Below are 20,505 nucleotides of genomic sequence, written 5' to 3' on the forward strand. Positions count from 1 at the left end.
ATTCCCTTCCTTTGTATGGAAAAGAAGGGGGAACCCCTTCTTTTATTGAGTTTGCTTTATCATACGCAAGACAAGGTCGGTTGAGTGAATCGCTGCTTGCTCAAGAAATTGATCAAAGGAGACATTGGATTCTTTCCCTGCAATATCAGATAGCGCTCGAACGACAACAAATGGCGTTCCAAAGAGCTGGCAAACTTGTGCAACAGCTGCGGCTTCCATTTCCACCGCATATAGTTCTGGAAACTTCTCTCTCACAAACGCTACACGATCCGGATCATTCATAAACGAATCTCCTGTTGCAATTGTTCCTTTTGCCACTTGAATATGATCGATCTCTAAAGCCGATTCCTCTGCCAGCTTCACAAGCTTTTCGTCTGCAGCGAAAGCAGCTGGCAACCCTGGTACTTGTCCGTATTCGTAATCAAAGATTGTCACATCCACATCATGATGTCGAACATCAGTAGAAATGACAATATCCCCTACATTTAATGTGTGATGGAAACCGCCAGCAGATCCTGTATTGATCACATAATCCGGCTGAAAGCGGTCAAGCAGAAGTGTTGTGCTGACCGCTGCATTTACTTTTCCAATCCCTGATTTTAATAAAATCACTTCTTTATCTTCATAAACACCTGTTGTGAATTCACACCCAGCGATGTTTTCTTGTGTAGCATTCTTTAGTTGGTCTCTTAATATTGTCACTTCTTCTTCCATTGCACCTATGACTGCGATTTTCAAATCAAAAACATCCTTTCATTCCCTTTTCTTCGCTTCTACGATCCAAACAAAATCATTCATTTGATGAAAGGACGTGCTAAAACCTTCTTCTTCAAAGATTTGCTTTAGCACATCAATGGATGGATAATATTCCGTTTCTAAATCCTCAGCAAGCTGATCGAATCCTGCGGCTTTCGCTTTGTCGATTTCCGCTTGATGTGCTGCTTGATTTTGAAACATTGTATCAGCAAAGACTATTTTACCATCTGAGTGAAGGATGTTGCTATAGGTGTGAATGGCTTGTTTTTTTTCTTCGTCCGTTAAATGGTGGAAAGCATATGAACTGACAATCGTATCCGGCTCAAATGGCGGCGCTGGAAATGATAAAAAATCCCCATCATGAAACACATCGGGTACTCCCTTTTGAAGAGCCGCTTTCTTCATGGCGTCTGATGGTTCAACGCCAAACACGTTCTTATCAGCTGCGAGCAGTGCCACTGTTAGATTCCCCGTGCCGCTTCCAAACTCAAGAACATATTGACCTGCACGGCGAGTAATTTCTTTTAAAATGGCCGGATACCGGCGAAACACTTCTTCATACTGCTCATCATGACCACTTACCGTGTCGTCATAAGAGTCAGCCCAATGATCAAATAAAGAAAGAAACTCACGTCCCATTTTCTTTCCCTCCACTTTATCTGTTTATTCCTATGCGTATAGTATGTTTTAATGCGTCGAACAGTTCCTATCCTACCACATCTTCTGTTTCTTTCCTACTAAAAAATACTGGGAGGGGTAGAAAAATATTTGCCCTTTTAGAGGAGAGAGATTAAGATGAATGAAGAGCATGGAGGGGTGAATCAAATGGATTTTCAGTTGGATTTTCTAAAGGATAAAATTGAATTCTTTGAAGCATCGTCTTTAAAAGAACTTGAACAAAAGATCCAAAAACAAATTGAACATAATCAGGCAATCTTGCTGACTGTTCATTCTGTCAGTCATCAAACGACTGTGATTGATGACCGGATTTTGTATACAGCGGTTGTTCATTTTAAGGCGAATATCTAAATAAAAAAGATAGCATATCTGCTATCTTTTTTTCATGTTTATTTTAATTTTTCAACCTTTACAGGTTTCCAGCCTTTTTCATCTACCCATGTGATTTCCACGCGGTAGCGTTCACCTGATGATTTGTCACGGATGGTTCCCTTTGCATCTTGAGGACCTCCGTTATTTCCTAACCAAAGAACCGTCATTTGATCTTCTGAAATCCCCGTCGCATAGGACATGGCTTTGATCATTTCTTTCCAGTCTTTTGAGTTAGAATCATAGGTTGCTGTATGTGAACCGGATTGCTCTGTTCCTACAGGCTCCCAGTCATCGCTTTCATATGTTTTGTCTACGTCACTCGTTTTGCCGCCGTCTGTTTCTTTGGCGTCTTTTAACGCATCTTTATTAGGCTCTTCTTCATCATCTGTCTTCTTCGTATCGTGGTCTTGATCAGATGAGTCCTCTTTTTTTGCATCTGCATCATCGGATGTGTCTTTCTTTTGATCTTTCACATCTTCTTCTGATTTTTGTTTATTTTCACTTGTTGCAGGCGCCGTTTTAGATGGTGCATCCGCTACATCTGTGTCTTTCGGTTTATTAAAAATTAACAAACTCGATGCGACAACCAAAATAAGCACCACAACGATACCAATTAATATGTTAAGCACCATATTCGCCTTTCTGCGCTTATCACGATGTTCAAATCGAGAATTTCTACTCAAAATCTCTGCACTCCTTTGCCTCGTTCCCTAAGTCGTTACTATTCTAACATGACATGAAGGGATGTTCTATGTCTGTTTCTTTTCAATTTCATTGACCTTTTTTACAATATCATAAAACGCATCATTTGTCTTAGCCCGGCCACTTGCCTCATCAAGGTGAACAACGACAAGAGCATATTTTGGTTTTCCCACCGGAAAGTACCCAGCAAACCACTTATGATAAAGCGGATTCCCCTTTTTATCTTTACTGCCGGTTTGGGCAGTGCCTGATTTCCCCGCTACATCAAATGGAAGATCTTGAAACCTTCTTCCTGTTCCTTTGTCAGACGTCACCACCTGCCTTAAGTACTTTTGCAGCTTTTGAGCTGTATAGCGGTCAATACTGTCTCCTTCCGGTCGTTTGTTTTGAAAGGTTAGCATCGTTGTTCCGTTTTGATACAGCACTTTTTCAGCGATTTTCACTTCTTTTCGTTCTCCGCCTCTCGCAATCGATGCCATCATATTGGCGATTTGCAAAGGAGTCGTTTTGACATTTTTTTGTCCTATTGCGGTTTGGGCAATGGCTTTTTTGACATGCTTGTCTCTTTTATCTCCCCACACACTGCCGGTTTCTTCACGATCAAACTGTTTGAAATGCTGCTTATGATAGACATCCCCTTCCCAGCCAGCTCGATCAATGAGTCCAAGCTTTGCAGCCGTCTTTTCGATGATTTGATCATCTGTTTGGATAAGCTTGCCAGCAAGTGTCGCAAAGGTATAATTACAGCTCTGCGAAAAGCTCTCAGACAGATTCAGCACTTCCTGCGTTCCTTCTGGCTCTCCATATAAATTCTTTCGACAGTCATACATCGTTTGTGGCTGGTCGAGGTTTTTTTCGATTGCTGCGGCAAGTACAGCGGTTTTAAAGACAGAGCCTGGTGCCATGGCAGTCAGCATATAATTTCTTGCCTCATGCCGGTTTTTGCTTGTGACATTTGGCGTACTCGCCATCGCCAGCACGCTGCTGCTTTCAATGTCGAGCAGAACGGCCCCGCCTTTTTCGACGCCTTGTTCTTTCAGAACTTTCTCCATTTCAGCTTGCATGTTTTCATCAATTGTTGTTTGAACCTGAAGAGGATAAAATGAATGAGCCTCTGCTGTATATTTGACGTCCATTCCAAACAAAGGGTTTCCCCTTCCGTCCACATGATATAACAATTTTGTGTCTTGCTCGGGTAATAGAAATTCGTCAAAGGTACTTTCTAGCCCAAAAGTACCGATTTCTGTACGGATGGAAAGCTCTTTTTTGTCAGGATAACGCTTTCTGAGCAATTCTGGATTTTCACTCGTGAAGCCTAATGTGTGGAGGGCAAATCTTTTTTGGTCCTTCTCTTTCATATATACGCCGTAAACACCTGAATATTTCATATCATTGATGTCTTTCAGCTTTTTTTTCGTGATGTCATCTTTGAGAATCAGAGGTTTTTTGGTTTCTGTCAGCTGTTTTTTGAGTTCATCTTCTTCCATCTCAAGAATAGAGGCAGTTTGTTTTAAATGAGGAAGATCATATTGCAGAAAAGGAAATAAGATAACCGCGGGCTGTTCTTTTGTGAGAAGCGCTTCGCCGTTTCGATCTAAAAATTCACCGCGGCCATCTGAAATGACCACTTCTTCTGTACGCTGTTTGACACTTTCTTGTATTAAATTGATATCAAGCTTTGAAAAAGATTCTGTGAAGAACAGTTGAATTTCTGCCAGTCTCATGAGAAGACCGAGCAGCAGCATAAAAATAATAGCACCTGTCCATTGAATTCTACGTTTTTTGCGCATAAAAACACCTCGTCCCTATTGTGGACGAGGTGTTTATCGTATAAACGTGATTATGAAATTTTTACAATTTGGACGAACATTTCTCCGCCAGGTGTTTGAACGGTTACTTTGTCGTCTACTTGTTTGCCTAACAGGCTTTTTGCGATTGGTGAATCGTTTGAAATCTTTCCTTCGAACGGATCAGCTTCTGCACTTCCAACGATAGTGTAAGACTCTTCTTCTCCGTCTGGTAATTCAACGAATGTGACTGTTTTACCAAGTGAGACAATATTTGAGTTTCCTTCATCTTCGATAATTTTGGCATTGCGAATCATATTATCAAGCGTTGTGATACGCCCTTCTACAAACGCTTGCTCTTCTTTAGCAGAATCATATTCCGAGTTCTCAGAGAGGTCTCCAAAGCTTCTAGCAATTTTAATACGCTCTACAACCTCTTTACGTTTAACCGTTTTCAAATATTCAAGCTCTTCTTCTAATTTACGTTTTCCTTCTTCTGTCATTGGAAATACTTTCTCTTGTGCCATGAATCATTCACTCCTTCTATTAATCCTCATCATACAAACTTTCTGCACGTGAGTGACGACTGAAATATACAAGAATGAGGACTTCTTCAGGCCCTCATTCCTTCTGTCCCATATTTGTAAAAGTCCATCTTACATGGCGTCCCTTTTAGATGCAACTATTATGCCTTTTTTCAGACAGAACCACTCTCAGTGGTCTAAAGATGATCTATCTTCATCGCACAAACTGTGGAAAGGCACAGGAAGCTCCTGTACCTCGTTCGCCATTTCGATCATATGTAGAAGAATAGCTTATCCATTCTCCATCTTCCAATACATAATATGGTCAGTGTACGATATGTCTATGCTATATTATTACAAAATTGCTTTTTGATCAAGAATTGTTTGAAAATTTGTGATGATTTGTTTGTCGTTTTTTTAATATACTATTACAAAATCGAAACAACTTCAATATTCAGCTTGAAAACGGCATTTTTCTACATCTATTTCACATCATTGTTTTCCTATCATACCAAATCTTTCATTCAAGGTGTTCCTTCTAAAAATATTTAAGCAGCTTCTACTTATAGAAACAAGTGAAATATTGGTATTTATTCTCTTTATCATGATGTTGAAAAGACCTTTACAATGTAAAGGTCTTTTTCTTCTCCACCATTTACTCTGCTCGGTTTTGAAGAATCGTTTGAATTTTTGTCACCATTAGGTCAATCGCCACATGGTTTTGGCCGCCTTCTGGGATGATGATATCGGCGTATCGCTTTGTCGGTTCAATGAATTGATTATGCATTGGTCTGACAACAGATACATACTGTTCAATCACAGAATCGATTGAACGGCCTCTTTCTTTTGTATCGCGTAAAATGCGGCGAATGATGCGAAGGTCTGCATCTGTATCAACATACAGTTTAATATCCATTAAGTCTCTCAGACGTTCATCTTCTAGTGCAAAGATGCCTTCAACGATGATGACATCCTTTGGTTCAACATGGACAGTCTCTTCTGAACGTGTGTTTAGCTTGAAATCATATATTGGTTTTTCAATGGATTCGTACCTTAGGAGCTGTTCCAAATGCTCAAACATCAGGTCATTGTCGAATGCAAGCGGATGATCATAATTCGTAAGCAAGCGCTCTTCAAATGGCATATGACTTTGATTTTTGTAATATAAATCTTGCTGAAGCATGAGGATGGAATGTCCTTTAAATTTTTCATAGATCGAATTGGTGACGCTCGTTTTACCTGAACCCGAGCCGCCAGCAATTCCAATGACAACTGGTTTACTCCTCATGTGCCTGTTATTTCCCCTTTCTCATCATGTTGCTAGGGTATACTTTTTGATCGAGCTTGAATTTTACGATTTGCAGCGGATGACGAGCGGCATCTAGTTCATTTCCTTTTTCATCCCAAATCGTCTCAATTTTGCATGTGAAATTCTCAATTTCTGGTCCGAAAAATTCGACTTCATCGCCAGCTTTAAAGAAGTTGCGCTGCTGCAATGTGACGATTTGTTCTTTTTCATCATAATGAAGAACGAGACCTGCGAAATCAAATGTCGTTTTCTTTCCATGAATGCCAAACATTTGTTCATCCGTTCCTGGTACACCTTCGAAAAAGGCTGGCGCTGTGTCACGGTTTGCGCATTTATCTAGTTCATCTAACCATTCCTGCTGAATGACAAAATTGTCCGGGTCAGCACAATAGGCGTCAATGACTTTGCGATATACACTCACGACAGTTGCCACATAATGAATTGATTTCATTCGCCCTTCGATTTTCAAGCTGTCAATTCCCATTTCGATCATTTGAGGAATGGATTCGACAAGCTTTAAGTCTTTTGGACTCATCGCAAATGGTGCGTCTTCCTCTCCAAACAATGGCGCTTCCTCAGAACCTTCTAGTTTATAAAGATCATAATCCCAGCGGCAGGACTGGCAGCAGCCTCCGCGGTTAGAATCTCTTGCCGTCATGTGGTTACTGAGCACGCAGCGGCCAGAGTAAGCAATACACATTGCACCGTGAATGAACGTTTCAATTTCAATATCGACCTTTTCTTTCATTTCTCTAATTTCCAGCGCACTTGTCTCGCGAGCAAGCACCACACGCTCAAGACCTTCTTCCTTCCAAAACTGAACAGCTTTCCAATTCGAAAGAGATTGCTGTGTGCTTAAATGGACTTCAAGCTTCGGTGCGACACGTTTACACGTTTCAATGATCAGCGGGTCAGCCACAATAATGCCCGCTACTCCAGCGCCTTCAATCCCTTGAAGGTATTCCTCAAGTCCGTCCATGTTTTCGTTGTGGGCAAAGATATTCGTTGTCACATAAATTCGTGCACCGTATTTGTTTGCAAATGCGACGCCTTCAGCCATTTCTTCAATGGAAAAGTTATCGGCATTTGAGCGAAGTCCAAATTCTTTCCCGCCAATAAAGACCGCGTCTGCTCCGTAATGTACAGCAATTTTCAGCTTTTCCAAGTTTCCTGCTGGTGCAAGCAGTTCTGGTTTTTTTGTAATGACACGTTTTCCATCAATCATTTCAGAAATACCATCTTTCAATAGTGCCATTTCCTCTGCCTCCTCTTATATTAATAAACCGTTTCTTTAAAGAAGAATCCTGTATCAATCGAGCGATTCACTGGTTGAATCTCTTCAATTCGCTTCACCCAGTCCTCTTTCTGATCTTCATAGGCGTCTTTGTCAGCCGCTAATAAATCAATTGCTTTTCTATATAGTGACGTCACCTCTGTCATATAAGAAAGTGACTTTAAAATTCCGTCAATTTTAAATGAGTCAATGCCTGCGTCAACAAATTCTTCTAATTCGTCAATCATACACACATCATTAGGACTCATAATATGTGTGCCGTTTGCATCCTCGAAAATAGGGTATTTGTTTTGACGTTCCTGGTCATGAAGGAATAGTCCTTCCTCCATATTTCTGCCTTCAACGTCCATTTGTTTGCCTTGGTATTCAAAGTAGTTGCCAATGAGCGTACGTTTCGATTGAAACATACATGTCATGCCATGAACTTGAATTTCGATTTCCACCTCAGCATTTTCTTTAATGTCGATTACACTGTCCATGTTCAGCTCTTTGGCAAGAACAGCACGCGTTGCGCCTTTTCTGCCCCAGTAGTTACAAGTGTAATAGTTTGTCCCAGTCGTTTCTGTACTCCAGTGGAGATTCAGGCTCACCCCAGTTTCCTTTGCGGCCATGATCACGGCTGGGTCTCCAAAGACGACGCCATCTACGTTTAATGCATCGAGAAAGGTTAAATAATCTCCAAGCAGCTGCACACGGTCATTATGAAAAATCGCGTTCATCGCCACATACACTTTTTTGTGATGCGCATGTGCCAGCTCAACCGTCTGTTTCACATCTTCTCTTGAAAACTCGCCTGCAAGACGAATACCGTATGTTTGTTCGCCTATGAAGAATGCATCAGCTCCCGCCTCGATTAATGGCAGTACGTCTGACACCTTGCTTGGCGTCACAAGCAATTCTGGTTTTTTCATGATTGGTCACCTCTTTTTGTACTAATGGCGATCCCGTCTCCAACTGGAATAATACACGTTTGGAAATCAGGGTTTGACATGAGCCATTGATTGTATCGATCAATTTTTCCAATTAATTGTTTTTTTCGTTTATCTTCAATTTCTTCTTCATAGTTCGTTGCCACTAAGCCTTTGAATAATACGTTGTCTGTTATGATCATTCCGTCATGAGCAAGCATCGATTCAAACAGCTCAAAAAAACGTTTGTACTGCCCTTTTGCGGCATCAATAAAGATCACGTCATAGGGCGCCATCGTTTGGACCGTTTTAGCCGATTCCATGGCATCACCAAAGAACACGTGTATTCTTTCTTTTAACTTTAATTCCTCAATGTTCCGTGTCGCTTCTTCATAGCGTTTCGCATTTCGCTCAATCGTATAAATCTCAGCATCTGGCAGAGTTGTCGCCATTCGAATGGCGGAGTAGCCAATCGCTGTCCCAACCTCAAGAATTTTCTTCGGCTTTTTCATCGACAGCAGCTGCAGTAAAAGCTCGATGCTCACCTTTTCCATAATTGGCACATGGTGCTCTTTTGCGTATACCTCTAATTGAGCGATTGCATCAGGACTTGGGTGAATTAAATGTTCAATATAATCATTGATTTGATCATCTTCGATAGTCATTATTTGTCTAGCTCCTTCATGACCTGAAAAAGAAGAGTCCTGCCTATTGCAGCTCTCTTTCTCGTCAATCTTTCGTTCATCTAAGTAAAAACAACCCGATATATTTTACCACAAAGAAGTGGTAATTGCGAACCTATAAAATGGATATTTCAACGAAAAAAACTGCAGGCAATCTTGTATTGTCTACAGTCTTTTTCGATTCACATGTACATTAATTACTGCCTGTGATGTATTTTGCTTTCGCTTTGTTGTGCTCATTTAACGTTTTCGTAAAGACGACTTCTCCATTTTTCTTCGCAAGGAAATACACATAATCCGTTTTCTCTGGATGCAGTGCCGCTTTCCATGAAGATTCACCAGCATTTGCAATAGGTCCAGGCGGCAGCCCCTTGTTATTATACGTATTATAAGGAGATTTCACCTTAAGGTCTTTGTAATAAACGCGCGATTTATGCTCACCCAGTGCATAAAGAACGGTTGGGTCGGTTTGAAGCGGCATGTCCTTTTTCAACCGGTTATAAAATACACTGGAGATTTTTGCTCGATCCGTCTTTTCCGTCGCTTCCATTTCAATCAGTGATGCCATCGTTAACACATCATGTATGGACATGTTTGTCTTTTTCATGTCTTTTTCATACGTTTTCACGTATTGATCTGTTTGTTTAATCATTGTTTCAATGATCGTTTCGAGTGATTCATCCTCGCGATAAAATGGATACGTCGCAGGGAATAAATAACCTTCTAACGGATGTTTCACCTGTTTGCCATTTACCTGTGATGTCACCGTTTTCGGATATTTTTTCATTAACGTTTGAATAAACGCAGGATCATCAAGCTTTGCTTCCACTTCCTTGGCTGAAAAATGCGTCTGGTTTGCAATAATCGCCGCAATATCAGACAGCTGTTTTCCTTCTGGAATCACAAGCTGAAAGGCGTAGTCTGTCCCTCCAGATGTCAGCTTTTGAATCAGCTTGTCTGCGTCCATCGTTTGTTTTAAATGAAAATACCCCGCTTTAAATCCGGACGCATTTTTGTATTTTGCATAATAAGTGAAAATCGTGTCATTCGAAATGAGCCCATTTTCTTTTAAAATGCCCGCAATCTCACGGACAGATGTCCCATTTGGAATATGAATATTAATCGTTTGTTTGCTTTTTTGATCGACCGGTCCAAGTGCTGATTTAACATATAAAAAGCCTGATAATGCTGCAATGATGATGACAGCAAGAACAGATAACAGGACGATCCCCATTTTTCTTTTAAAAAATGGTCGTTTCTTTTGTTCTGAAAACATGCATGGCCCTCCTCACATCTAGCTTTTATAGTACATGATTCGACGGAGTTCGGCAATTACTTGCTCATGCATCTCATGACAGAACTTGACATAATACGGCTAAACCAACGCCGCCACCGCTTCCAATAGCAGCCATGACATAGCTTCCATTTGGTAAAGCGCGTGCTTCGTAAAATAGTCTCACCATCATAGCAGCTCCCGATGCGCTGTATGGATGACCAAGACAAAGTGCACCGCCTCTTTTATTGATCCGGTCATAAGGAATACCAAGCGTACGAGCAATCAACGCTATTTTCAGAGCAAAGGCTTCATTGATTTCAAACAGCGCTACATCCTCTGCCTTAATTTTCTCTTGATCTAGAAGTTTCTTGATCGCATCAATCGGCGCAGCAGCTGGAAAATGTGGATGCATCGCCGTCACAGCACTTCCAGCATATCGCAGCATCGGCTGAAAATCATTCGCCTCCGCTAACGCTCTTTCCATCACAACGACCGCTGCTGCCCCGTCTGCTTCTTTGCAGCTATTGGCGGCAGTCACAGATCCTTTTCCCGGTGAAAATACAGGCTTTGCCCGCTGGATCAGCTTCTTCATCGGTCTTATTTTAGCGGCCGCTTCATCAATGCTCAGTCCGCTAATCGAAACAATTTCCTCTGAATATGTACCACGTTTGATTGCGTCTATACTTCTTTCCCAGCTTAATTGCGCATAATCATCTTGTTCTTTTCTTGTCACAGAAAATCTCGAGGCGGTCAGCTCTGCTGCTTCGCCCATAGCCGGATCTCCTATCCATTCAGGTGAAAAGCGGGCTCTTTCTTTCATTGGTGATCTGGAAATGCTCTCAGTCCCGCCAGCGATATACATTGAGCCTTCCCCTGATTGAACCATGACGCAAGCTGTTCGGATTGCTTCAAGACCAGAGGCACACTGCCTATCAATCGTCATACCAGGAACGTGCAAAGAAAGCCCTGCTTCTAATGAGGACAGACGGGCCATATTTCCGCCGCCTCCTACAACATTGCCTAATATGACGTCGTCCGGCGTCATCCCTTGAGACAAATGCTGAATAAGGGGCGCGGCTAATTGCTCTGGACGATAATCCTTCAGCATCCCGTTTTTATCACCGAAGGGTGTCCGTTTTGCTTGTACGATTACTGCTTGCATGACAACTGCTCCTCCGCCCACTTTTTCATGCTGGCACGTGCTATTTTTCCCCCAGATGTTTCAATCATTTGATCAATGACAAGCCATTTTTTAGGCATCTTGTAGGCAGCCAATTTTTCTTTGACAGCTTGCCGAACCGTCTTTGTCTGCTGTCCTTCTTCAATAATGGCAACAGGAATTTCACCCCAATATGGGTCAGGAACGCCAACCACAATCGACCGCTTCACCTCGGGCTGTTCATTTAGCACGCGTTCAATTTCCTCCGGAAAAATATTCAGCCCCCCATAGACGATCATGCCATTCTCACGGCCGCTCATATACAAATAGCCGTCTTCATCCATCCAGCCCATATCATAAACTGTCAGCCACTCCTCCGGCGGTTTCACCTCATGTAAGTAGCCTGAAAAAGACATTGGGCTCTTCACATAAATTCTTCCTGTCTCATTTGGCTGGCAGACAGATTGATCGGCCCGCCTCACTTCAACTTGAATGGAAGAAAAGAGTCGTCCGACAGAAGAAGGTTTTTGCAGAAAGTCATTTGAAGATAAGTAGGAAACAAAGCTTAACTCTGATGTGCCGTAAAAATCAAAAAAAGTGACATGCGGATAGTTGGTGACAAGTTGTTTTTTTGATGAGATGCCCCAATCTGCTCCGGATGATATGACAAGAAGCGGGTTATCTCCCTCAAAAACATTAATTTGCAGTAACGATTCTGTCATTGTCGGGACAGTATACATAACAGTGATGTCTCCTGTCTCTAAAGCTTTCTTTGCTTTCACTGGCGTGAATTTTTCTAAAAGCGTCACTGTGCCGCCAAAGTATAGGGTACTGATGGCACCATATAAAAAGTGAGAGGATAAGAGTGTGCCTGCTATAAGAACATGATCTTGATGAGTGATTCCAAATGTAACCGCTGTCGTTCGAAAGCTTTCGATCCATGACTGCTGACGCCTGATAAAGGCTTTAGGTGAACCCGTTGATCCTGACGTAAATCCCATATAAAAGACAGGGTCGTTCTCGCTGTCGCTTTTGTTACCTTGTGTGATCAGGCTCATTCTTTCCTTCCATTCAGATAAAGAAAAAACCGGCATGTCTACGCTGTGTTTTTCAAATCTTTTCATATATCGATCCTCTATAATGACGAGAGCTGCCTCACTTAACAAGAGCTTTTCTACACATTCCTCATGGCCCCATCTCGGATCAAGCGGGATAGCTGTCCACCCTGCACAAGCAGCGCCAGCAAATATTTGCAAGAAAGAAGCACCATTTGATAATAAAAAAGCGACTCTTTTTTTCTCATGAGCCGTTCGTTGTAGCCATTGTGCCGATGTCTGGACACGTTCATACCACTCTTGATAAGTGACCCTTTCTTTTCCATCAATGATGGCGATATGATCTGGGTTCATTTCTGCATGTAATGCATAGCTATCCGTTATTCTGTTCAAACCGCACGCCTCCCTTTATGCACATCCCTTTTTCGATATGACATGGCCTCAATGATTTTCACCGTGAGAACGGCACACATGCCCGCTTTGATGAGATCACCTGGAATATAAATCAGACTAAGAAGAGCTGCCTGAGTGACCTTTATATCCATCATCATGGCTTGAAAAGGAATGCCGCATAGATACAAAATTCCAATACTGCATACCGCAAAGATCATAAAAAGACGCAGAGCGGTCACTTTTTTTAGTCGGTTCAGCCAAAAACTGATCATAAGAGCAGCCACTGGATAAGCTAATAAAAAACCTCCGCTTGGCCCAAAAAAGACTCCAATTCCGCCTCTCCCACCAGACAAAAGAGGTGCGCCTGCTGCCACAACCAAGAGGAACAGAAGTAAACTGATCAGTGCCTGTTTTGGTTTTAACAGCCCCCCAGCAAGCAAAAGACCTGCCGTTTGCAATGTGATTGGTACAGGTGTAAACGTAAGTAAAATCGGCGGGATCAACCCTAACATTCCGATAACCGCTGTCATTAACGCCATTTGCATCATATCTTGAATTTTCAACATTCATGCCCCTCACTCAATTCGTTATTAAAATTAGAGTAAAAGGTACAGCTTATTATGTCAACATAAAATAAAATAAAGTTAACATATTGATCGTAAAAAAAGACCTGTGAAGAAAGATCACCAAGATCCGTTCACAGGCCTTTTATTCGTTCTATTCTTCGTCTTCTTCTTGATCTAAGAACGTATTTAACGTTTCTTCAATCATGTCCCACTCTTCATCCGTTTCAATAGGCTCTAGCTCGCCATCTTCACCGTCTTCGTTCGGCGTGAAGCTTGATGCATGAATTTCAATTTCTTCATTGTCTTGCTCAGAAATTGGGTAGTAAAGAACATATGATTTGTTAAAATGGTCGCTTTCAAAAGTAAATAGTACTTCGCAAAGCTGTTCATTTCCATTATCATCAACGATTGTAATTTGCTTTTCTCCGTGTTCCATTTGATTCACCTCATTTTAATTTAAGCTGTCTAAATACCCTTGCAGGATCATAACAGCCGCCATTTTATCAATGACTTTTTTACGCTTTTGTCTGCTCACATCTGCAGAGATGAGCATTTTTTCCGCTGCCATTGTCGACAGACGCTCGTCCCAAAGCACAACAGGAACATTGTACGTGTTTTCTAACACTTTCGCAAATAATTGGCTGGCTTCGCCTCTAGGACCGACCGTACCGTTCATATTTTTTGGAAAGCCAAGTACGATTTTATCCGTTCCGTATTGCGCGACGATCTCAGACAGGCGGCTGAGACCGAAGTCTCCGCCTGCTTCATCAATTTTAATTGTTTCTATCCCTTGCGCTGTCCATCCCATTTCATCACTGATCGCAACACCAAGGGTTTTCGTGCCTAAATCCAAGCCTAAAATTCTCATGTTTTACGCCTCTTTATGTGTCTCTAAGTACGATTTAACCAATTCCTCAATTAATTCGTCTCGTTCTAGTTTACGAATTAGGTTGCGTGCATCCTGATGTCTTGGAATATAAGCAGGGTCGCCTGACAGCAAGTATCCGACAATTTGATTGATCGGGTTGTATCCTTTTTCTTGGAGTGCGTCATATACTGTAATGAGCACTTCATTCACATTGGTTTCAGCTGAATCATCAGAGAAGTTAAACTTCATTGTCTTATCAAATGAACTCACTGCTTCTTGCACCTCTCTTCCAACATTCTACTAGCAAGCTTTTTTCTAACCGCTCATCTAATACCATTATTCTACACTACATCGCCTGATTATAAAACGGATTTGACAGATTCTTCGACAGTTGCCAGTGCTTCTTCTAGCTTTTCCGGTTGTTTACCGCCTGCTTGTGCCATGTCTGGACGTCCGCCTCCGCCTCCGCCGCAGATTTCAGCTGCCTGCTTTACAAGTTTCCCTGCATGCAGACCTTTTTCGATGACGTCTTTTGTCACTCCTGCTGAAATGTTTACTTTTCCGTTTTGAACGGCTCCGAGCACAATGACAGCTGATCCTAATTTGGCTTTTAAGTCATCAACCATTGTTCTTAAATGGTTCATGTCTTTCGCGTTTACTTTTTCAGTTAACACTTTCACTCCGCCGATTTCTGTCACTTTCTCTAAAATAGAGCCTGCTTCAGCCTGGCTTAATTTTGCAAGAAGAGATTCGTTTTCTCTTTGAGCCTCTTTTAAATCTGCCTGCAATGCGGCGATACGTTTTGGTACGTCTTTCGTATTTGACTTCAGCTCACTTGCTGCCTGTTCTAAAATGGCCAGCTGGTCATTTAATTCTTCGTATGCACCTTTACCAGTCACAGCCTCAATCCGGCGTGTTCCAGCACCAATACCCGATTCAGACGCAATTTTAAACAACCCGATTTCCGCCGTGTTTTGCACGTGACAGCCGCCGCATAGCTCGATGCTGTAATCGCCTACCTGGACCACGCGGACAATATCGCCATACTTCTCGCCAAAGAGCGCCATTGCACCCATTTCTTTTGCTTCAGCAATCGGCTTCAGGTCAATCGCAACAGAGATGCCTTCCCAGATTTTTTCGTTCACGATTTTTTCAATCTGAGACAATTCTTCTTTTGTCACTTGTCCAAAGTGAGAGAAGTCAAAGCGAAGTCTGTTTTCATTCACCAATGATCCCGCTTGGTTCACGTGGCTGCCCAATACATCTTTTAGCGCCTGATGCAAAAGATGTGTCGCTGTATGGTTTTTCACAATGCCTTTTCGAAGAGCTGATTCCACTTTTGCAGTGACTTCAAGTCCTTTTTTGGCTGTACCGCTTACAACCACTCCCTCATGGACATGCTGACCGTTTGGCGCCTTTTTCACATCTTTAATGTCGATGATGACTTCAGCGCTTTTTAATGTTCCTTTATCAGCCACTTGTCCGCCGCTTTCCGCATAGAAAGGTGTTTCATCTAACAAGATTTGTACCGTATCGCCTTCATGTGCTTCTGTGACAATTTCACCATTTTGAAGCAATTCGACAATATGGGCATCTGCCGTTAGATTTTCGTAGCCAACGAATGTACTTTCTACTTTAATATCTCCTAGAGCGCCGCCTTGAACCTGCATACTGCCGACATCTTGTCTCGCATTTCTTGCGCGTTCACGCTGCTTCTCCATCTCAGCCTGGAAGCCTTCTCGATCCACTGTCATGTTCTCATCTTCTGCGTATTCTTCTGTCAGCTCAACAGGGAATCCATACGTGTCATACAGTTTAAAGACATCTTCACCTGAAATCTGCGTGTTGCCTTTGTCTCTTTCTTTTTTGATGACTTCTGACAAGATGGCTAACCCTTCGTTCAGTGTTTCATGGAAACGTTCTTCTTCATTTTTGATGACTTTCGCAATAAATTCTTCTTTTGCTTGTACATCTGGGTAGAAATCCTTCATGATTTCCGCCACAACTGGAACTAGGTCAAACATAAACGGGCGATGGATGTGAATGGTTTTTGCATAACGCACGGCACGGCGAAGCAAACGTCTTAACACATACCCGCGGCCTTCATTGGAAGGAAGCGCTCCATCACTTACAGCAAAGGCAACCGTCCGGATGTGGTCAGCAATGACTTTGAATGCTGTATCCTTTTCCTTTGTCTCGCCATAACTTTCTCCAGAAATGGTCTCAACTGCACGAATAATCGGCATGAATAGATCTGTATCAAAGTTCGTTGGCACGTTTTGAATGACGGATACCATTCGTTCAAGACCCATCCCTGTATCAATGTTTTTCTTCGGCAGCGGCGTGTATGACCCATCTGGATTATGGTTAAATTCAGAGAACACAAGGTTCCACACTTCTAGATAACGCTCATTTTCTCCGCCAGGATATAATTCTGGATCGTTCATGTCGTCACCGTATGATTCGCCGCGGTCATAGAAAATTTCCGTATTCGGTCCACTTGGGCCCTCGCCAATATCCCAGAAGTTTCCTTCAAGACGAATAATACGTTCTTCAGGAACACCGATTTTATCTCTCCATAGAACATACGCCTCTTCGTCCTCTGGATGGACAGTGACAGATAACAAATTCGGGTTAAAGCCAATCCACTCGTCACTTGTGAGGAATTCCCACGCCCATTCAATCGCTTCTTCTTTAAAATAATCACCAATAGAGAAGTTGCCGAGCATTTCAAAGAACGTATGATGGCGTGCTGTCTTTCCTACATTTTCAATATCATTTGTACGAATTGATTTTTGCGCGTTGCAAATACGCGGATTTTCAGGTACGACGCGGCCATCAAAGTATTTCTTTAATGTTGCCACGCCGCTGTTAATCCACAAAAGTGTCGGATCGTCATGCGGTACGAGTGACGCACTCGGTTCTACAGCATGTCCTTTTTCTTTAAAAAAGTCTAAAAACATTTGGCGTACTTGAGCTGAAGTTAAAGTTTTCATTCAAAAATCCTCCCTTATCATTCATCAATCTCCACACAAACGAAAAAACATCCCGCCCTATGCAAGCACAAAACGACTTACACAGGGACGAGATGCTCTCGCGGTACCACCCTGATTATAGACCTATTCGTCTATCACCTTCACATCCGATAACGCCGGAAGAGAGCGGCAGTGTTTATCTGCACTCGGGACTAGCTTCCGTTAAAGGTCTGATAAGGCTTTTCTCAGCAAAATAAAGCCTCTCTCTGCAACAGCTTTTTAACGTACTCGGGTCCGTCATTGAATTCAGTATGTATGAATCGAAATTATTATAGACAACTCGGCTCCTCTTGTCAATGAACGCTTCGTCTCATGAGGATATATTGCACAATGATCACCCTGATTATAGCAGCTGTAGGTACCGCTAAAATCATCCCAATTAAGCCAAATAACTCTCCTCCTGCGAGCAAGACAAGCATAATGACGACAGGATGCATATGAAGGCTTCTCCCTACGATGATCGGGCTGAGGACGTTGCTTTCTAAAAATTGCAGCACTGCTACTGTAATCAGCACAATAATAACCGATTTGACCGAGATGGTAAACGCGATAAAGACAGCGGGAATTGCGCCAATAATCGGTCCAAAATACGGAATGACATTCGTTGCGCCAATCAGCATACCAAGGACAAGCGGATACGGGATATGAAACAGCCAGAGCACAATGGCTGCTGCACCGCCGATTAAGGAACAGACAAGCAGCTGCCCTCTAATATAATTACCAAGCGATTCATCAACTGCTTTCACAAACGCATGCCCCCTCTTTCGAAATGAGGGCGGCGTTAAATACCATGCAGCCCGCTTCATCGTATTCATGTCCTTCACCATATAAAAAACAAGAAAAGGAATGAGCGCTGCAACTAATGCGTAATCAAGTAATACTTTACAGCTAAGAATCATCCGCTCAGCGCCGTTAGCTGCATATGTCTCCGATTGGACAATCAAACGGTCCAGCCTGTCGTGAAGTCCGTCGGGCCAATGGCTAGTATGACGATGAATATGAGATAAGGCGCCATTATACGTTTCAGCAAGCACAGGAATTTGTTCTGACAGCTCATTTAACTGCTTAATCATGACAGGTGCCCCTTTATAAACCGCAAGCCCAATCCCGCCAAAAAACAGTACATAAATCAATAAGAGACTAACAGTCCTTGGTAAGCCCCCTGCGTGCAATCTTTCCACTATCGGATAAAGCAGATAAGAAATAAAAATAGCAATGAGAAGCGGAATCAGAACCGCCTTTAACAACAAAAAAATAGGCATCCATAACTCGTCGAGCTGCAGTAAAATGAGCAAGGATGCAAGGACAAGCAGGACCCCTGCAGCATATAACAGAAATTGGATCGGACGTTTCTTCACCTTTTTCACCTCTTTTCTTATTGTTTAACCTTCTTCTGCAATTATCCATGTAAATAAAATTTGTCCTAACTTTGTTAAAAATGAATACACATGAAACATACAGCTCCATCAAAAGTCACTAAAATATGTCCACTGAATATTCCATCATGTACAAGAGGAGGTTTTTCATGATCACATTCGAAGAAGTCAACAAGCATTATGGCCAGTTCCATGTACTTAAGGACATTAACCTACATATTCAAAAAGGTGAGGTGGTCGTGATCATCGGTCCTTCAGGATCAGGTAAAAGCACGATGCTCAGATGCATCAATCGTCTTGAAAGCATTGATGAGGGAAAGGTACTCGTCAACCAAGTGCCTGTTCAGCATCCGAAGACCAACATTAATCTTGTCAGGCAAAATATCGGGATGGTGTTTCAGCATTTTCATCTCTATCCTCATAAAACGGTGCTTGAAAACATTATGCTTGCACCAATGAAGGTGAAAAAGGTGAGCAAGGAAGAAGCGAGGGAAACAGCCGAATTTTATTTACATAAAGTCGGCATTCCTGATAAGGCTGACGCCTACCCTTCAAGACTCTCAGGCGGACAGCAGCAGCGTGTTGCCATTGCAAGAGGGCTTGCGATGAAGCCAGAGGTCATGCTGTTCGACGAACCGACTTCGGCACTCGACCCAGAGATGATTGGAGAGGTACTAGATGTGATGAAGCAGCTCGCCCGAGAAGGAATGACCATGGTTGTCGTCACACATGAGATGGGGTTTGCCAGGGAAGTGGCCGACCGCATTGTCTTTATTGATGAAGGCAGAGTTCTTGAAGAGTCAACACCGGCTGCATTTTATGAGAAACCGCGTGAGAAACGCGCTCAGCTCTTTTTAAGCCGTATTTTAAATCACTAGGGGGAAAGATTTGATGAAAAAAATGAAACGCTTTGGCCTACTACTCTTTATGACTTGCTGTATTGCCGCTTTAGCTGCTTGCGGCTCTGCTGAAAAAGGCTCGACGAATGCAAAGCAAGGAAGCTCTTTAGAAGCCATTCAGAAAGACAAAAAAATCATATTCGGGGTCAAGAATGATACACGTCTCTTCGGTCTAAAAAATCCTAGCAGCGGAGATATCGAAGGATTTGATATCGATATAGCAAAAGCCATCGCAAAGGAAATGCTCGGTGATGAAGGAAAAGCAGAATTCAAAGAAGTGACATCGAAAACGAGAATTCCTTTACTGCAAAAAGGAGATATTCATGCGATCGTCGCAACCATGACGATTACCGAAGAGCGTAAAAAAGAAGTCAATTTCTCAGATGTTTACTTTGAAGCAGGACAATCACTGCTTGTGAAAAAAGGAAGCGACATTCAATCGATTGATGATCTTAAAAAAGGGACGAAAGTGCTTGCAGTGAAAGGATCTACTTCTTCTCAAAATATCCGCGAAAAAGCACCTGAAGCGTCTGTATTAGAATTTGAGAACTATCAGGAAGCTTTTACAGCTTTAAAATCAAACCAAGGGCAAGTGCTGACAACTGATAATGCGATCTTATTTGGTATGGCAGATGAGGATTCAAATTACGAAGTCGTCGGCGGCACCTTTACAGATGAGCCTTATGGCATTGCTGTAAAGAAAGGGGATCAGGAATTAACAACTGCGATCAATAAAGCCCTAAAAAGCTTAAAAGACAATGGAGAGTATGACAAGATTCATCAAAAATGGATCAAAGAATAACCGTTTGACTTGTTAAGACCTATTATCTTAGGGTGAGCCGCTCATTGGCTCCCCTGTTGATCA

At 42.3% G+C, this 20,505-nt stretch carries 21 protein-coding genes and 1 other annotated feature; of the genes, 3 read left to right on the plus strand and 18 right to left on the minus strand.

Features of this window, described 5'->3' with window-relative positions; genetic code table 11:
* Positions 1-42: 42 nt before the first annotated feature.
* Both mtnN and C6344_RS07890 read right to left on the minus strand, forming a co-directional pair.
* Positions 43-738 (minus strand): 5'-methylthioadenosine/S-adenosylhomocysteine nucleosidase, encoded by a 696-nt coding sequence (mtnN, locus tag C6344_RS07885; RefSeq protein WP_034661478.1) that lies wholly within the window; start codon positions 736-738, stop codon positions 43-45.
* A gap of 15 nt (positions 739-753) precedes the next feature.
* Positions 754-1,395: a class I SAM-dependent DNA methyltransferase gene (locus C6344_RS07890; RefSeq protein ID WP_106036912.1), complete on the minus strand. Its 642-nt coding sequence runs from the start codon at positions 1,393-1,395 to the stop codon at positions 754-756.
* Positions 1,396-1,581: 186 nt separating this feature from the next.
* Here C6344_RS07890 and C6344_RS07895 point away from each other — a divergent pair, with 186 nt between their 5' ends.
* Positions 1,582-1,785, plus strand: a complete 204-nt coding sequence (locus C6344_RS07895; RefSeq protein WP_034620637.1) for a YrzA family protein — start codon at positions 1,582-1,584, stop codon at positions 1,783-1,785.
* Between the two features lie 38 nt (positions 1,786-1,823).
* Here the strand turns inward: C6344_RS07895 and C6344_RS07900 are convergent, their stop codons facing one another.
* The 16 genes from C6344_RS07900 to C6344_RS07975 form a co-directional block, all read right to left on the minus strand.
* Complete coding sequence (locus C6344_RS07900; RefSeq protein ID WP_106072856.1) at positions 1,824-2,489, minus strand: YrrS family protein; 666 nt, start codon at positions 2,487-2,489, stop codon at positions 1,824-1,826.
* A 66-nt stretch (positions 2,490-2,555) separates the two neighbouring features.
* Positions 2,556-4,298: a peptidoglycan D,D-transpeptidase FtsI family protein gene (locus tag C6344_RS07905; RefSeq protein WP_106072857.1), complete on the minus strand. Its 1,743-nt coding sequence runs from the start codon at positions 4,296-4,298 to the stop codon at positions 2,556-2,558.
* A 50-nt stretch (positions 4,299-4,348) separates the two neighbouring features.
* The gene (gene greA / locus C6344_RS07910; protein WP_007501433.1) at positions 4,349-4,822 is read right to left on the minus strand and encodes a transcription elongation factor GreA; all 474 of its coding nucleotides are present in this window, start codon (positions 4,820-4,822) and stop codon (positions 4,349-4,351) included.
* A gap of 652 nt (positions 4,823-5,474) precedes the next feature.
* Positions 5,475-6,107 carry a uridine kinase gene (gene udk, locus C6344_RS07915; protein WP_024423106.1) on the minus strand — a complete coding sequence of 211 codons (633 nt, stop codon included), beginning with the start codon at positions 6,105-6,107 and terminating at the stop codon, positions 5,475-5,477.
* Positions 6,108-6,114: 7 nt separating this feature from the next.
* Positions 6,115-7,383: a peptidase U32 family protein gene (locus C6344_RS07920; RefSeq protein WP_034661487.1), complete on the minus strand. Its 1,269-nt coding sequence runs from the start codon at positions 7,381-7,383 to the stop codon at positions 6,115-6,117.
* A gap of 20 nt (positions 7,384-7,403) precedes the next feature.
* Positions 7,404-8,333 carry a peptidase U32 family protein gene (locus C6344_RS07925; RefSeq protein ID WP_060596850.1) on the minus strand — a complete coding sequence of 310 codons (930 nt, stop codon included), beginning with the start codon at positions 8,331-8,333 and terminating at the stop codon, positions 7,404-7,406.
* Positions 8,330-8,995: an O-methyltransferase gene (locus C6344_RS07930; RefSeq protein WP_106048531.1), complete on the minus strand. Its 666-nt coding sequence runs from the start codon at positions 8,993-8,995 to the stop codon at positions 8,330-8,332. Before C6344_RS07930 ends, C6344_RS07925 begins: the two co-directional genes overlap by 4 nt.
* Positions 8,996-9,206: 211 nt before the next feature.
* Entirely contained in the window at positions 9,207-10,289 is a 1,083-nt protein-coding gene (mltG, locus tag C6344_RS07935; protein WP_106036918.1) for an endolytic transglycosylase MltG, read from the minus strand.
* A gap of 73 nt (positions 10,290-10,362) precedes the next feature.
* Entirely contained in the window at positions 10,363-11,451 is a 1,089-nt protein-coding gene (locus C6344_RS07940; protein WP_106072858.1) for an acetyl-CoA C-acyltransferase, read from the minus strand.
* Complete coding sequence (locus C6344_RS07945) at positions 11,439-12,896, minus strand: acyl-CoA synthetase (RefSeq protein WP_106036919.1); 1,458 nt, start codon at positions 12,894-12,896, stop codon at positions 11,439-11,441. Before C6344_RS07945 ends, C6344_RS07940 begins: the two co-directional genes overlap by 13 nt.
* Complete coding sequence (locus C6344_RS07950; protein WP_223251059.1) at positions 12,893-13,462, minus strand: biotin transporter BioY; 570 nt, start codon at positions 13,460-13,462, stop codon at positions 12,893-12,895. Before C6344_RS07950 ends, C6344_RS07945 begins: the two co-directional genes overlap by 4 nt.
* A 151-nt stretch (positions 13,463-13,613) precedes the next feature.
* A complete protein-coding gene (locus C6344_RS07955) occupies positions 13,614-13,898 on the minus strand; it encodes a DUF1292 domain-containing protein (RefSeq protein WP_034321391.1) in 285 nt (94 codons plus the stop codon).
* Positions 13,899-13,913: 15 nt separating this feature from the next.
* Positions 13,914-14,330, minus strand: a complete 417-nt coding sequence (gene ruvX, locus C6344_RS07960) for a Holliday junction resolvase RuvX (RefSeq protein ID WP_034661502.1) — start codon at positions 14,328-14,330, stop codon at positions 13,914-13,916.
* A 3-nt stretch (positions 14,331-14,333) separates the two neighbouring features.
* Entirely contained in the window at positions 14,334-14,600 is a 267-nt protein-coding gene (locus C6344_RS07965) for an IreB family regulatory phosphoprotein (protein WP_024718370.1), read from the minus strand.
* An 89-nt stretch (positions 14,601-14,689) separates the two neighbouring features.
* The gene (alaS, locus tag C6344_RS07970; protein ID WP_106048529.1) at positions 14,690-17,326 is read right to left on the minus strand and encodes an alanine--tRNA ligase; all 2,637 of its coding nucleotides are present in this window, start codon (positions 17,324-17,326) and stop codon (positions 14,690-14,692) included.
* An 80-nt stretch (positions 17,327-17,406) separates the two neighbouring features.
* Positions 17,407-17,615: a binding site (T-box leader), on the minus strand.
* Positions 17,616-17,658: 43 nt separating this feature from the next.
* Positions 17,659-18,723 carry an AI-2E family transporter gene (locus tag C6344_RS07975; RefSeq protein ID WP_106036921.1) on the minus strand — a complete coding sequence of 355 codons (1,065 nt, stop codon included), beginning with the start codon at positions 18,721-18,723 and terminating at the stop codon, positions 17,659-17,661.
* Between the two features lie 167 nt (positions 18,724-18,890).
* Here C6344_RS07975 and C6344_RS07980 point away from each other — a divergent pair, with 167 nt between their 5' ends.
* Together C6344_RS07980 and C6344_RS07985 are read left to right on the plus strand one after the other, a co-directional pair.
* Positions 18,891-19,619 carry an amino acid ABC transporter ATP-binding protein gene (locus C6344_RS07980; protein ID WP_060596857.1) on the plus strand — a complete coding sequence of 243 codons (729 nt, stop codon included), beginning with the start codon at positions 18,891-18,893 and terminating at the stop codon, positions 19,617-19,619.
* Positions 19,620-19,632: 13 nt separating this feature from the next.
* Positions 19,633-20,442 carry a transporter substrate-binding domain-containing protein gene (locus C6344_RS07985; protein ID WP_106072859.1) on the plus strand — a complete coding sequence of 270 codons (810 nt, stop codon included), beginning with the start codon at positions 19,633-19,635 and terminating at the stop codon, positions 20,440-20,442.
* The last annotated feature ends 63 nt before the right edge of the window (positions 20,443-20,505 follow it).

This window comes from Bacillus sp. GBSW19, assembly GCF_002998655.1.
Lineage (GTDB): Bacteria > Bacillota > Bacilli > Bacillales > Bacillaceae > Bacillus.

What these genes read in the sequence shown, in the direction of transcription:
- C6344_RS07890 (WP_106036912.1), bottom strand. Translation starts at nt 1,395, where the DNA reads ATGGGACGTGAGTTTCTTTCTTTATTTGATCATTGGGCTGACTCTTAT.
- C6344_RS07895 (WP_034620637.1), top strand. Translation starts at nt 1,582, where the DNA reads ATGGATTTTCAGTTGGATTTTCTAAAGGATAAAATTGAATTCTTTGAA.
- C6344_RS07905 (WP_106072857.1), bottom strand. Translation starts at nt 4,298, where the DNA reads ATGCGCAAAAAACGTAGAATTCAATGGACAGGTGCTATTATTTTTATG.
- greA (WP_007501433.1), bottom strand. Translation starts at nt 4,822, where the DNA reads ATGGCACAAGAGAAAGTATTTCCAATGACAGAAGAAGGAAAACGTAAA.
- udk (WP_024423106.1), bottom strand. Translation starts at nt 6,107, where the DNA reads ATGAGGAGTAAACCAGTTGTCATTGGAATTGCTGGCGGCTCGGGTTCA.
- C6344_RS07920 (WP_034661487.1), bottom strand. Translation starts at nt 7,383, where the DNA reads ATGGCACTATTGAAAGATGGTATTTCTGAAATGATTGATGGAAAACGT.
- C6344_RS07925 (WP_060596850.1), bottom strand. Translation starts at nt 8,333, where the DNA reads ATGAAAAAACCAGAATTGCTTGTGACGCCAAGCAAGGTGTCAGACGTA.
- C6344_RS07930 (WP_106048531.1), bottom strand. Translation starts at nt 8,995, where the DNA reads ATGACTATCGAAGATGATCAAATCAATGATTATATTGAACATTTAATT.
- mltG (WP_106036918.1), bottom strand. Translation starts at nt 10,289, where the DNA reads ATGTTTTCAGAACAAAAGAAACGACCATTTTTTAAAAGAAAAATGGGG.
- C6344_RS07940 (WP_106072858.1), bottom strand. Translation starts at nt 11,451, where the DNA reads ATGCAAGCAGTAATCGTACAAGCAAAACGGACACCCTTCGGTGATAAA.
- C6344_RS07950 (WP_223251059.1), bottom strand. Translation starts at nt 13,462, where the DNA reads ATGTTGAAAATTCAAGATATGATGCAAATGGCGTTAATGACAGCGGTT.
- C6344_RS07955 (WP_034321391.1), bottom strand. Translation starts at nt 13,898, where the DNA reads ATGGAACACGGAGAAAAGCAAATTACAATCGTTGATGATAATGGAAAT.
- ruvX (WP_034661502.1), bottom strand. Translation starts at nt 14,330, where the DNA reads ATGAGAATTTTAGGCTTGGATTTAGGCACGAAAACCCTTGGTGTTGCG.
- alaS (WP_106048529.1), bottom strand. Translation starts at nt 17,326, where the DNA reads ATGAAAACTTTAACTTCAGCTCAAGTACGCCAAATGTTTTTAGACTTT.
- C6344_RS07980 (WP_060596857.1), top strand. Translation starts at nt 18,891, where the DNA reads ATGATCACATTCGAAGAAGTCAACAAGCATTATGGCCAGTTCCATGTA.
- C6344_RS07985 (WP_106072859.1), top strand. Translation starts at nt 19,633, where the DNA reads ATGAAAAAAATGAAACGCTTTGGCCTACTACTCTTTATGACTTGCTGT.